13 protein-coding genes are annotated in these 13,027 nt (G+C 51.6%); 8 read left to right on the forward strand and 5 right to left on the reverse strand.

Annotation, left to right across the window (positions count from 1 at the left end):
- The first annotated feature begins 63 nt into the window (after nt 1-63).
- Both ACT3TJ_RS12900 and ACT3TJ_RS12905 read left to right on the forward strand, forming a co-directional pair.
- Nucleotides 64-648, forward strand: a complete 585-nt coding sequence (locus ACT3TJ_RS12900; protein WP_444630982.1) for a YceI family protein — start codon at nt 64-66, stop codon at nt 646-648.
- Nucleotides 649-791: 143 nt separating this feature from the next.
- A complete protein-coding gene (locus ACT3TJ_RS12905) occupies nt 792-2,087 on the forward strand; it encodes an MATE family efflux transporter (RefSeq protein WP_444665834.1) in 1,296 nt (431 codons plus the stop codon).
- A gap of 30 nt (nt 2,088-2,117) precedes the next feature.
- Here the strand turns inward: ACT3TJ_RS12905 and ACT3TJ_RS12910 are convergent, their stop codons facing one another.
- The 3 genes from ACT3TJ_RS12910 to ACT3TJ_RS12920 all read right to left on the reverse strand — a co-directional run bounded on the left by ACT3TJ_RS12910 (nt 2,118) and on the right by ACT3TJ_RS12920 (nt 5,353).
- Nucleotides 2,118-3,602: an NCS2 family permease gene (locus ACT3TJ_RS12910; RefSeq protein WP_444665802.1), complete on the reverse strand. Its 1,485-nt coding sequence runs from the start codon at nt 3,600-3,602 to the stop codon at nt 2,118-2,120.
- Between the two features lie 221 nt (nt 3,603-3,823).
- A complete protein-coding gene (locus ACT3TJ_RS12915; RefSeq protein WP_172118415.1) occupies nt 3,824-5,014 on the reverse strand; it encodes an amino acid aminotransferase in 1,191 nt (396 codons plus the stop codon).
- Nucleotides 5,015-5,353 (reverse strand): 4a-hydroxytetrahydrobiopterin dehydratase, encoded by a 339-nt coding sequence (locus ACT3TJ_RS12920; protein WP_172118416.1) that lies wholly within the window; start codon nt 5,351-5,353, stop codon nt 5,015-5,017.
- 126 nt (nt 5,354-5,479) lie between these two features.
- Between ACT3TJ_RS12920 and cobA the strand changes: the two genes are divergently transcribed.
- The 4 genes from cobA to dcd all read left to right on the forward strand — a co-directional run bounded on the left by cobA (nt 5,480) and on the right by dcd (nt 9,041).
- The gene (gene cobA / locus ACT3TJ_RS12925) at nt 5,480-6,259 is read left to right on the forward strand and encodes a uroporphyrinogen-III C-methyltransferase (protein WP_444665804.1); all 780 of its coding nucleotides are present in this window, start codon (nt 5,480-5,482) and stop codon (nt 6,257-6,259) included.
- A gap of 142 nt (nt 6,260-6,401) precedes the next feature.
- Nucleotides 6,402-7,511: a kinesin gene (locus tag ACT3TJ_RS12930; protein WP_444665806.1), complete on the forward strand. Its 1,110-nt coding sequence runs from the start codon at nt 6,402-6,404 to the stop codon at nt 7,509-7,511.
- A 151-nt stretch (nt 7,512-7,662) separates the two neighbouring features.
- The gene (gene apbC / locus ACT3TJ_RS12935) at nt 7,663-8,463 is read left to right on the forward strand and encodes an iron-sulfur cluster carrier protein ApbC (RefSeq protein ID WP_444665808.1); all 801 of its coding nucleotides are present in this window, start codon (nt 7,663-7,665) and stop codon (nt 8,461-8,463) included.
- A gap of 11 nt (nt 8,464-8,474) precedes the next feature.
- A complete protein-coding gene (gene dcd, locus ACT3TJ_RS12940) occupies nt 8,475-9,041 on the forward strand; it encodes a dCTP deaminase (RefSeq protein ID WP_172118420.1) in 567 nt (188 codons plus the stop codon).
- A gap of 111 nt (nt 9,042-9,152) precedes the next feature.
- Here dcd and purN read toward each other — a convergent pair whose 3' ends face one another.
- Nucleotides 9,153-9,905, reverse strand: a complete 753-nt coding sequence (gene purN, locus ACT3TJ_RS12945; protein WP_444665810.1) for a phosphoribosylglycinamide formyltransferase — start codon at nt 9,903-9,905, stop codon at nt 9,153-9,155.
- Nucleotides 9,902-10,969: a phosphoribosylformylglycinamidine cyclo-ligase gene (gene purM, locus ACT3TJ_RS12950; protein ID WP_444665812.1), complete on the reverse strand. Its 1,068-nt coding sequence runs from the start codon at nt 10,967-10,969 to the stop codon at nt 9,902-9,904. The genes purN and purM overlap by 4 nt, the downstream gene beginning before the upstream one ends.
- A gap of 199 nt (nt 10,970-11,168) precedes the next feature.
- On the opposite strand from purM, the gene ACT3TJ_RS12955 reads away from it, so the two are divergent.
- Together ACT3TJ_RS12955 and hda are read left to right on the forward strand one after the other, a co-directional pair.
- A complete protein-coding gene (locus tag ACT3TJ_RS12955; RefSeq protein ID WP_441679131.1) occupies nt 11,169-12,281 on the forward strand; it encodes an AI-2E family transporter in 1,113 nt (370 codons plus the stop codon).
- Nucleotides 12,278-12,982 (forward strand): DnaA regulatory inactivator Hda, encoded by a 705-nt coding sequence (gene hda / locus ACT3TJ_RS12960; RefSeq protein WP_172118424.1) that lies wholly within the window; start codon nt 12,278-12,280, stop codon nt 12,980-12,982. Before ACT3TJ_RS12955 ends, hda begins: the two co-directional genes overlap by 4 nt.
- Nucleotides 12,983-13,027 lie beyond the last annotated feature (45 nt).

Below are 13,027 nucleotides of genomic sequence, written 5' to 3' on the forward strand. Positions count from 1 at the left end.
TTTCGAGCATGGAGTAAATAAAAATTCTCTGTGTCTATTAAGGAAAGAGAGGAGATAACCATGATGTTGAAGAAAAGTGTCGTTGCATCTGCTATTGCCGCGGCTGCATTAGTGCCATTAAGCCAGGCTCAGGCAGCTGATTATAACGTTGACACCGAAGGCCAGCACGCTTTCGTACAGTTTAAAATTAACCATCTTGGCATGTCTTATATTCTGGGTAGTTTTGAAGAATTTGATGGCCAGCTCTCTTACGATGAAGATGATGTAGACGCTTCTGCTGTTGAGTTCGAGGTTCAGGTGAATAGCTTGAACTCTAACCACGCTGAGCGTGACCGTCACATTCTGAGCAGTGATTTCCTGAATGCAAGCGAATATCCAACCGCTTCATTTGTCTCGACCGGCTTTGAATCAACAGGCGACAACGAAGGTGTTGTGACGGGTGATTTAACGTTACACGGCGAGACGCAAGAAATTGAAATGCCCGTGACGTTAATCGGTCAAGGTGAGGACCCATGGGGTAATTACCGTGCCGGTTTTGAAGGCAGCACAATGCTTACCCTGGGCGATTTTGGCATCGATATGAGCGACTTCCCCGAGCCCATGCACGAGCTAGAGCTTTATGTGACGTTTGAAGGTATCCGTCAGTAAGTTATCCGTGTTAAAAAGCGCCACCGCCCCAAGGGGCGGTGGCGCTTTTGGTTATAAACATTGCAAATTAAGGAGTTACCGGTTTGAGCACTATATTGAGTCAGCGCAAGTTGGCAATAACTCTATGGCGCCAAACCTGGCCGATGGCCATCGGGGTACTGGCGTTATTGGGTTTTCAACTTGTTGATAGTGCTTTTGTCGCTCGCCTTGGCACTGCTCCTTTGGCAGCGCAATCGTTCACCTTCCCACTCTCTTTCTTAATTATTGGGATCCAAGTGGGTATGGGCATTGCCATTGCAGCGCTTATTTCGCGGGCCTTGGGAGCTGATGAGCATGCGAGAGCAAAGCGCTTAACCAGCCTGGTACTGCTTGCTGGGGGAGCCGTGATTGGTGTGCTGGGTATAGGCTTATGGCTTTTCCATGAGCCTGTTTTTCGTCTGTTAGGCGCAGATAACACGGCACTTTCTTACATCCGTATTTATTGGGGGCCGCAACTTTTTTCAGCATGGCTGGGTGCGGTGCTTTATTTTATCTATAGCGTATTTCGTGCCCACGGCAATACCAAGCTACCGGGTAAAATGATGGTGCTTAGTAGTGTAGCCAACCTGGTGCTCGATCCACTGCTGATCTTTGGTGTTGGCTCCTGGGAGGGCTTGGGGTTGCCAGGGGCTGCCTGGGCAACGTGTATCGCATTCGCTTTGGGGTTAGTGATTACGTGCCAGGCGCTGATACGTAAGCAATGGGTGTCTAACGTTGGACTCTTGGATGAGGCCAAACACTCCTGGCGCCCTTATGTAGGCATTGCCGCTCCCGCGATGGTGAGCCAATTGATGCCACCTCTTGCCAGCATGTTAACCATTGCCGTTGTCGCTGGGCTTGGCGATACCCAAGTAGCAGCGTGGGGGCTGGCAAGCCGCCTGGAAACGCTTTCGCTGATGGTCATACTGGCGATGACCATGTCACTTCCGCCTTGGTTGGGACGCTGTTATGGGGCTGGGGATTGGGGGCAAATTCAGCAGTTAATACGCTTGGCGCTTAAAGTGGCTGTTATATGGCAGCTGGGTCTTGGCGTGATACTTGCCTTGGGTGCGCCTTGGCTCGCGATGGTTCTGGCGGGAACGCCTAATGTGCAAAGCGAGCTGACACTACTGATTCGCTTCTTGCTGCCAAGTTATGCTGCGCTAGGGGTATGTATGTTGGTGGTATCGGCGGGAAATGCGTTGGGCTGGCCGCTGCGCGCCATGCTGCTTTCCAGTGCGCGCCTCTTTGTCTGCTACTTGCCTTGCCTGTGGGTAGGCTCTCTGCTCTTTGGCTGGTGGGGCTTGGCGGTAGGGGCAGCGATAGGAAATTTGTTGTCGGGTTTAACTGCGTGGGTCGTATTGGTACGTATATTATCCCGCCCGCAACGGCAGGCGGGATACAACGCCTCAAGTAATTAGCAAATTAATGGGTAATTAACACATAGCCAATTAATGCTTGTGCGGCGCTTGCTGGAATGAGAAATAGGCAAATAGCAGCGCCATTGCCAAGTAGCCGAGCACAAATTGTGGCGCGGCGTTCAATGCAAGTTGAGGCGCGTGCATTAAACCGACAAATGAAAAGCCTGCTGCAATCAAGGCAAATACGGCAGCGCGCCGAAACTGATGATCAATCACCGACACCGTCATGGCGCCCAACAAAATAGCCATAAACATGGCTCCTTGGCCCATTACCACAATGGCACTGGAAATATCGCTCACCACTTCGCCTGCGCCACGGCTAAAGCGCGTCATTATATAGTTAGCAAAGTAGGGCAGCATGGCGAGTGCGACGGCGGGATAATAGCGCGTATCGTTGGCCTGGAATGCCGTGGCAATCATCGACATGCCCACAAAGACTAATATGGGCGCTACCACGGAGACGGGAATAATGGCTGCCAGGGCGGCAATTAATCCTGTCATGGTGGCCAGCGCATAAACAGCACCGTTCAATAAGCTGTAACCGCGCCCGGCGCCCATCCACTTTGCGCCTACCGTGGCGATATACACGGTAGTAGGAAAAACGCCACCAAACAGTGCGCCGATCATGGTACCTACGCCGTCAACCGCCTGACATTCGCGGACGTCGTATTTGTCGCCAGCTGCCTCCATCGCTTCAACGTTGTTCATGGTCTCAATGGCGTTATAAAGCGTAATAGGAAGAACAACGGTTAGCACAGCGAGCATACCGGTGAATAGTAAACCTAAACCTTCAAACCAGGCCAAATTCGGAAGCAGCGGGTAAAAGCCCAGGTGCGTAAATGCATCGCTGAAGCGCTCACTGCCAGCATTACCAATCAAGTAAGCCATCGCCGTGCCGACGATAATCGCGAACAGCGAGGTAGGCAGTTTAAAGGGCATGCTGACCCGGGCTACCAGGCCAACGATAATAATAGCCAGCACGAGAAGGCCAATAACCGGTACTTCCAGTGTTTTAAACAGCATCTCACCGGCAATAAACGTGAGTGCTACCCCCGCGACAGCCCCCAGCATGGCAGCCCGTGGCAGATGATACTGCACCCATCGGCCAATCAGGCTAATCGCCGCTTCGATAGCGCCGCTAATAAAGCAGGCAGCCACCGCAACCTTCCAGGCTAACTCGGTATCACCGGTCAGTTGCTTGGCGGGTAACAGTACGCCAAATAAAAATACAAACATAACCGGAGTAGAAATGCCGTATGAAAGGGCGGTAACGTCGGTACGGTTCTCTTTCCTGGCTAAGCGTGCAGCGCTCCAAGCGTAATAGAAGTTGCCGACCATAACGGCAACGGCCGCTCCTGGCAGCACCTGACCATAGACGATCGAGGCAGGGAAGCCCATGCCCAGCATGGTAATCGCGATAACGATAAAGTTGGCGATATTATTTTGGAAGAGAGCAAAGAAGGCATCGGTGTCTTCTTTTTTATACCAAGGGTAGTGTGTGCTGGCTGCCGCCATGGAAAGCCTCGTTAATAAAAGAGTTTAACAGTGCAAACCGTTAGGCAGATAGACCCAGATGGGGTTGACTGATCGGTCAGGTTGGCGCTGAACAGGACGCCGCACGGGCGGCCTTGGCTCTGGCGGCAAGCGCGCAATTGTACACAACAATACAACCATTCCCAAGATACAAAAACGCCCAGGCAAAGCCTAGGCGCTGAGTAAAGCATTAGGCAACGCGGTTAGTCGTTAACCGCTGCAATTGCTTTGGCAAGGTAAGGGAGATTTTCATGAGAGAAGCCCGCAACGTTGGCGCGTCCAGAGCGGACCATGTAAATGCCAAACTCATCGCGTAAGCGATCTACCTGGTCAGGCGTTAGCCCGGTGTAGGAGAACATGCCGCGCTGTTCAGCAACACAAGCATATTTCTGATCCAGGCCGTAGGGTTTCAGGGCTTCCACAAAATCACGGCGCAGCGTATTAATACGGTCACGCATTTCGGTGAGCTCTTCACGCCACATCGTGGTCAGTTCGGCATCGTTTAAAATTTCGCTTACGATGGCGCCGCCGTGAGCAGGCGGGTTGGAGTAGTTTTCCCGGGCCACAATGGCCACCTGAGAACGCACATTCTCCATCTGCTCCGCGTCTTTAGCGACCATGATAAGGCAGCCAGTGCGCTCGCAGTAGATACCGAAATTCTTCGAGCAGGAGCTGGTGATAATCACTTCGTCCAGCTGTTCGGCTAGTAGGCGTACGCCGTAGGCATCTTCATCAAGCCCTTCACCAAACCCTTGGTAGGCGAAGTCAACGAGCGGTAGGAGCTTACGTTCACGTAGAACGACCAGTACTTCCTGCCACTGCTCTTGGGATAGATCAAAACCGGTCGGGTTATGGCAGCACGCATGCAGCACCACGACGTCGCCTTCAGGAATTTTTTTCAGCGCGGCCAGCATGCCTGAAAAATCGAGGCGGTTATCAGCATCTACATACGGATATTTATGCAGCGCTATGCCCGCAGACGTAAAAATACCGTGGTGATTGGGCCACGTCGGGTCACTTACCCAAATACCTTTATGGGGTAGCTGAGTCGCAATAAAGTCAGCCGCTAAGCGTAACGCACCGGTACCGCCGGGGGATTGAGTAGCGCTGGCGCGTTTGGCTTCCAGTACGGGGGAGTCGCTACCCAGCACCATGGGCAATACGACATTGCTGTAGGCGGGCGCCCCGTGCGAACCGATATAGGTTTTGGTGGCTTCATTCTTGAGCAGGCGAGCTTCAGCTTCTTTGACAGCGCGCATTACCGGTGTAGTACCCTTTGAATCGCGGTAAACCCCTACGCCCAAATCAACCTTTTGCGGATTGGTATCTTTTTTGAAAGCTTCGATCAGCCCGAGAATGGCATCTCCAGGGACTCGCTCAATATGCTCAAACATTTACTCAGCTACCTCGTCGGTTCTGGCGGCAAGAATGAAATCATTAAGATGCAGGCCATTAATACGATGTGTCCACCACATTACGGTGGTTTTACCCCATTCGGTGATTAACATGGGGTGGTGTCCGGCCTGCTCTGCTATTTCGCCAACACGCTGGGTAAATGTCAGCGCCTTGGCAAAGTCATAAAACGAAAAGCTTCGTGACAGCTTTATGATGCCATCGTGCTCGACAATCCGCCACTCCGGTAATTGCTCAAGATAAGCCTGACACTCGCTTTTATCTAGCGGCGGGGTGTCTTTCGAGCAGGGTTCACAGATGGTTTGTGCAAGCCTGAGCATATACATTCCCTCATAAAATCGGCATAACACTGGTCATGAAAGCAGGCAAACGCAATCACGGCCAATTATCATTGGCATGATTACGCGTAAGCAACAATATAGGTATGAATTTTGTCAGGAGGTCGAATGAGTGGTTTTGTTAGCCTGGTGGGCGCAGGTCCTGGCGATGCAGAGTTATTAACCTTAAAAGCCTACAAGCGCCTCCAGCAAGCAGATGTCGTGCTTTACGACCGCTTGGTTAGTAGCGCTATTTTGGCGCTACTGCCGAGCAATACGCAGCGCTTCTATGTTGGAAAGGTCCGGTCGCAGCATAGCGTTCCTCAACAGGAGATTAATCAACGCTTGGTCGACTGGGCCATTGAGGGCAAAAGCGTCGTAAGGCTTAAAGGCGGTGACCCGTTCATCTTTGGTCGCGGCGGTGAAGAGTTGGAGGCGCTAATCACTCATGGAGTAGCGGTGGAGGTTATTCCCGGTATCACCGCCGCCTCAGGATGCTCCGCTTATGCTGGCATTCCGCTTACCCACCGTGATCATGCACAGGCTGTCCATTTTGTGACGGGGCATTGGGCGGATGATGAGCAGGCAGTGGAGTGGGAAGCGTTAGCAAAACCAAACCAGACACTGGTTTTCTATATGGGGCTAAACAGCGTTGGTGTAATTAGCCAAAAGTTGATGGCGTATGGGATGTCGCGTGATACGCCTCTGGCGTTGATTGAGCAAGGGACGATGGCTGAACAGCAAATCCATACGGGAACATTGGCCTCGCTGCCTGAGGCCTTGACGACAGGCGGTATTCAATCACCGGCGCTTTTAATTATTGGTGGTGTGGTTTCACTGCACACAAAGCTTGCGTGGTTCAAAAATGCGCATCCAAGCGAAGCTCCCGCTCATAATGATCTACAGTAGAAGGTGGGCTTGGCTAATGCATTGAATCTGCTAGTGGACTGGCTAGATGCCATTTGCTGTGTATGCTTGTAATGGACGATATGCGCTAAACGCATCTTTAACGCTGCTGATATCGGTAGCCTGGTAGAGAGAGGGACGCAGAATGTCAGAAGAAAACCATTCGGATCATCAGACGCCTGCGAGCAGGCTGGATGCCAAAACACTATTTAAAGATAACCGAGTCAGGGCTATCGCGGGTATCGCCGCCATTGCCGTTATTTGGGCGATTATGGCGCAGTCCAACGCAGGGACTCATAAAGAGCGTGTTGAAGCGCTTGAAGGGCAACTGGCAAGTGCTGAACAGGACAATCGCCGTTATAGCCGCCGTATCCAGGAAATAGATCAGGCAGAAACCAATTTAGCGGACATGCAGGAAGAGGTGGCGCAGCTTGAAGAGCAGCGCAATGAAGCCAGTTCTGCGTTGGAAAGCGCACAAAATGACGTGGCTACTATTCAGACGCGCCTTGAAGAATTAGAAACTCAACGAGATGAACTTCAAAATGAAGTGGATGCTTTAAACCAGGAGCTGGAAAACGCCCAGGGTGATATGCAGTCACTGCGCGATGAGCGCGATGAAATCACAACGACCCGTGATAATGCTGAAGCGACACTTCAGCAGATAGAAGAAGCCCAGCAGAGCGCTGATGAAGCGCGGCAAGAAGCTGAAACCGCACGCCAACAGGCTGAAGAGCAGCGCCAGCAAGCGGTTGAAGCACTAAGTAGCGCTGAAGATGATTTTGCTGAACTTGAAGAGCAGAGCCGTCAAGCTAATGAAGCGCTCTCTGGCCTTGAGGAACAGGTGGCTTCGGCACAAAGTGAGCTGGATGAGTTGGAAAATACCCGTGACTCCCTCACCTCTGGGCGTGATGAGCTTCAAAGCGAAGTCGATTCATTGGTTGAGCTTCGTGAAGAGGAGTCGCAGAGCCTGGAGCAGGTGCGTGGCGAAATGGAAGACTTGATGGTTGCGGTTGATCTTGGTCGTAATGAAGTTGCTAACATTAATAGCGATATTGAAGCGCGTGAAGAAACCTTATCTCAACTGGAGTCTCAGCTAAGCAACTGGCGGGATGAGCTTTCTTCCCTTGATCAGCGTTTAGGTAGCGCCGATGATGCAGCGAATGACGCTTCATCCGAGGGCGGCGCAACGGATCAGGCACCTGCCAACGAAAGCGATAACAACCAATCACAGAGCCAACAGCAAAGCAATAATTAAGCGTATTCGTCTGAATCAACCAGACGAATTGACAGGCGGATGCTGGTAGCCCCAGCATCCGTTTTTGTTTGTTGGTTTATGAATACGTGGTCACAGAGTATCATTTGGCACAACGTGAATAGTTTTTGCCTGGATTATAGGAGCGCGACTAATGGACGGCGTTAAACATATTGTCGCAGTGGCCTCGGGAAAAGGTGGGGTTGGTAAATCGACTGTCACCGTTAACCTGGCGCTGGCACTGTCTGCTCAGGGTTATCGTGTGGGCGTACTGGATGCGGATATTTATGGTCCAAGCCAGGCGCAAATGCTTGGTGTGAAGGAGGGTGTCCGCCCCGAAGCGACTGACAACAACCAGTTTTTACCGTTGAATGCCCATGGCCTTCAAGCCATGTCGATGGCCTTTTTGGTCAATACGCGTGAAGCGATGGTCTGGCGCGGGCCAATGGTGGTGGGGGCTTTTCAGAAAATGCTCACACAAACACAGTGGGATAATCTTGATTTCCTACTGATTGACATGCCCCCAGGCACCGGCGATATACAGCTGACACTGGCGCAAAAAGTGCCAGTAACGGGGGCGGTTATTGTGACCACCCCGCAAGATATCGCGCTGTTAGATGCGCGTAAAGGTATCGAAATGTTCCGCAAGGTGAATGTTCCGGTGCTTGGTGTGGTTGAAAACATGAGCCTTTACCACTGTGAAAACTGTGGTCATGAGGCCGCAATTTTTGGTACAGGAGGAGGGGATAGCATTGCCGAAGAGTACCAGACAACCGTACTGGGACGGCTGCCATTGACGTTGTCCATTCGAGAGCTGGCAGACTCGGGTACTCCAAGCGTTATCTCAGAGCCTGATAGCTCGGTAAGCCAAGCGTTTGCAGAGATTGCCAGGCAAGTTGCCCAGTCAGTAAATGGCAGCGAAAGCGATGGGCCCACTATTTCTTTTAGCGAGTGATGAAGTAACACATGAGTATCAAATCAGATAAGTGGATTCGTCGCATGGCACAAAGTGATGCCATGATTGAACCGTTTGAAGCAGAGCAGGTTCGCTATGTTAATGATCAGCGAGTGATCTCTTACGGCACATCCAGCTATGGCTACGATGTCCGCTGTGCCGATGAATTTAAAGTGTTTACCAACATTCATTCGGCCATTGTTGATCCTAAAGCGTTTGACGAAAAAAGCTTTGTGGACGTAAAAGGTGATGTTTGCATTATTCCGCCTAACTCGTTTGCGTTAGCTAGAACGGTTGAGTATTTTCGTATTCCGCGCAGCGTGCTGACTATTTGCCTGGGTAAATCAACCTATGCGCGTTGCGGTATTATCGTGAACGTCACGCCGCTTGAGCCGGAATGGGAAGGGCACGTAACGCTTGAGTTCTCTAACACGACCAATTTGCCAGCCAAGATTTATGCTCACGAAGGTGTGGCGCAAATGCTGTTTTTAGAGTCCGACGAGGAGTGCGAAACGTCGTATAAAGATCGAGGCGGGAAATACATGGGACAGCGTGGTGTTACGTTACCGCGCACGTAATAGATACGCCTGTTAAGTAGCCCTAAAAGTAAGGCCTTACGGGAAACCGTAAGGCCTTACTTTCTATTTACTCTGCGCGTTTCTGCGAACAGTAACCGACAGGTCGACCAACTACACGTCGCTGTCTTTATCCAGCTCTTCATCAAGTTCTTCAGCGGCATCGGCATGAGAAAGGCGCATACCATGTTCAGGTAGAAGATGGCCGTCCATTTTAGCGCCTTCCGCGCTGTACTGTAGCCGCCCCTCTAAAAACCACTGTACGGCGATTGGGTAAATCAGGTGCTCGCGGGCGTGGACCTTCTCTTTAAGCGTCTCTGCGTTATCCTCAGGAGTGACCGCTAATTCTGCTTGCAGAACTACGGGGCCGCCATCCAGCTCTTCGGTAACAAAATGCACACTGCAGCCGTGGCTGGTTACTTTGTCGGCCAGCGCCCGCGCATGAGTATTTAACCCTTGGTACTCGGGCAGCAGTGAGGGGTGAATATTCAGCATCCGACCCAAAAAGCGTTGTACAAAGCGCGGCGTTAAAATACGCATAAAGCCAGCCAGCACAATCACGTCGGGTTCATGACGCTCAATCACCTTAATCAGCGCGCCGTCGTAAGCCTCGCGGTTGTCATATTCACGATGAGGCAGGGCGACGGCCTCGATGCCGGCCTCGTGGGCGCGCTTCAAACCATAAGCGTCAGCCACGTTGGAGATCACCGCCACAATCTCGCCACCTAAACGGTCATGCGACTGCGCATCAATCAACGCTTGAAGATTACTGCCACTGCCTGAAATCAGCACAACGACCCGCCGTGGCCCGGTAGGTTCTGGCGTCATGTCGGTAATCGTGTCGCTGGGATATTCGGTACCACTCATGCTGACAGGTTCTCCAGCACCACCGCTTCTTCCTGACGTTGGGTAATATGCCCGATACGATAAACCGTTTCGCCTTGTGCTTGCAGGTGAACCATGGCCTGTTCAGCTTCAGCCGCAGGAATCACCAGTACCATACCGATGCCGCAGTTAAGCACGCGGTGCATTTCGACTTCGTTAACATTGCCTTGGGCCTGAAGCCAATCGAAAACCGCGGGGCGCTGCCACGTATTAATATCAATATGTGCTGCTAGCGTATCAGGCAGTACGCGCGGAATGTTTTCCAGCAGGCCGCCGCCGGTAATATGGGAAAGCGCATGAACCGGAATAGAGGTGCCGCGCATTAGTGAAAGTAATGATTTGACGTAGATACGAGTCGGCGCCAGTAATGCATCACCCAGTGGGGCATTATCTACCTTGGTGTCGAGAGAGGCATTGCTGACGTCAAGGATCTTACGAATCAGGGAGTAGCCATTGGAGTGAGGGCCTGAGGAGGCAAGCCCAAGAAGAACATCGCCTTCTGCCACTTTACTACCATCAAGAATTTCGGATTTTTCCACCACACCAACGCAAAAACCGGCTAGATCATAGTCGCTGCCTTCGTACATGCCCGGCATTTCGGCGGTTTCACCACCCACCAGAGAGCAGCCTGCCAGCTCACACCCCGCACCAATACCCGTGACAACATCTGCCGCGATATCCACATCCAGCTTGCCCGTGGCATAGTAGTCAAGGAATAACAGCGGCTCAGCACCTGCAACAATCAAATCATTAACGCACATGGCCACCAGGTCGATGCCGATAGTGTCATGTTTGCCAAGGTCCATGGCGAGACGTAGCTTGGTGCCTACGCCATCGGTGCCAGACACCAGTACAGGCTGCTTGTAACCTGCTGGCAGCTCGCATAGTGCGCCAAAGCCGCCTAACCCGCCCATTACTTCGGGGCGTGTGGTACGTTTGGCAACGTGTTTAATGCGGTCAACTAGGGCATTTCCGGCATCAATATCGACACCTGCATCTTTATAGCTGAGTGAAGGAGTAGCCGGAGAAGTGGAAGTCTCGGTCATGACAGTTCCTGTGAAGCCTATAGCAGTACGGGGTAGTGCTGGCGAAATGGCCAGTGCTGGGCAATAACTGCAGAAGATTGTAACACCCAGCGGCGTGGGTCGCATCGCCGGTATACATGTTGGGTCAGTGTTCCTCCAACTTTTGTTATTATTAAGCGTACAAAGCGCTATTGATGGATCCAGGAAGGAGAGTCATGTAATGCGAAATTCATGGTTAGGGGTTGGCCTGCTCGCGATTTTCATTGGGCTGGTGTATGTACTTAATTCGGTGTTGATGCCCTTTATTGCCAGCATGGTATTAGCCTATTTAGCTGACCCGCTGACTAACTACTTTCAGCGGCTGGGAATGAAACGACCTTTCGCCGTGAGCCTGGTATTTCTGGTGCTGCTTATTGTATTAACGGCGAGTCTATTGATTTTTATTCCGCTGGTGATTCAACAAATCAAGCAGCTAGGGGAAGTGATGCCTGACATGTTCATGTGGATTGAGAATGTGCTGGCGCCACAGGTTCAGGAGTGGACGGGCTACGATTTGCGTGCCGAGTTAATCAATGTGCGTGAAGTATTGGTGGAAAACTGGCGTGATGCGGGAGGGTATTTGGCTCAAGCGCTAGGCCAAATTGGCCGCTCAGGTATGGCCTTTATGACATGGATTACTTATATCGCTTTGATTCCTGTCGTGACGTTTTATTTACTCCTCGACTGGAAGCGGATGCTGCGCAATCTTGCAAGCCTGGTGCCAAGGCAATGGGCTGATGATACGTTTCGCTTAGCACGGCGTTGCGATGAAGTGCTGTCCTCTTTTTTACGCGGCCAGCTTTTGGTGATGTTGTGCCTGGGCGTTATTTACGCGACCGGTCTTACTGTGATGGGGCTTAATTTTGGTTTGTTGATAGGGTTTGTGGCCGGTCTGGTAAGTTTCGTACCCTTTTTGGGGTTTATTGTTGGCATTGCCGTCGCCTTAATTGTTGCATTATTTCAATTCGGTACGTGGTGGGCGGTGCTCGGTGTGATCGTGGTATTTAGTATCGGTCAAGCTGCAGAAAGTGTCATACTGCAGCCCAAACTATTGGGCGATAAAATTGGTTTGCATCCTGTCGCCGTTATTTTTGCTGTACTGGCGGGTGGAAATTTATTTGGGTTTACCGGTGTGCTGTTAGCGTTACCCGTTGCAGCTGTTTTTATGGTGCTGCTTAGAGAGCTTAATGATCGTTATAAACACAGCACCTTTTATAATGCAGAACAAGGCTCGCTAACGCCTTTACATCACCATAATGAGCTGGGGCGTCACGACGAAAGGGAGTCACCATGAGCCGAGTGCCGGCACAGCTGCCGTTAGGAGTAGGGTTGCGCGATGATGCAACCTTCAATAACTATTACGCTTCAGGCGCGAATGCTCCACTGGTTGAACATCTGACACAACAATTTCAGCCGAATGCAGAGCCGTTTATCTATTTATGGGGTGCGCAAGGCAGCGGCAAAAGCCACCTGCTTCAGGCCGCCTGCCATGCGGCTTCCGATGCGGATATGCGGGCCTTGTATTTACCGTTAGCTGACCTGGGGCATTTTCCGCCCCTGATGCTTGAAGATATAGAGCGATTGGATTTAGTCGCGATTGATGATCTTGAGTATGTCGTTGGCCGAAAACGGTGGGAAGAAGCCCTGTTTCATGCGTTTAATCGCTTGCGCGATGCTGGCAAACAGCTTGTTATCGCCTCTAACACACCTCCGCGCCAGCTTGAGGTTGTGCTTCCGGATCTTGCTTCACGCCTTACCTGGGGAGTGACGTTTCATTTACACCCTTTGGATGACGAAAGCCGTTTGGCCGCGCTTAGGCTGCGCGCCAATGTCAGGGGAATGCAGCTACCCGATGACGTAGGGCGCTATATTTTGCACCGCGGACCTCGCGAATTAGGCGATTTATGTAAGGCGATTGAAACTCTGGATCAGGCTTCCTTGTCGGCTAAGCGTAAACTGACAATCCCGTTTGTTAAGTCTGCACTTGGCTGGTAAGCAAAAGCCCGCTGAGTGGATCAGCGGGCATCTAATGATTAAGTG

It is taken from the genome of Halomonas sp. AOP30-A1-24 (genome assembly GCF_052378165.1).
Lineage (GTDB): Bacteria > Pseudomonadota > Gammaproteobacteria > Pseudomonadales > Halomonadaceae > Vreelandella > Vreelandella citrativorans.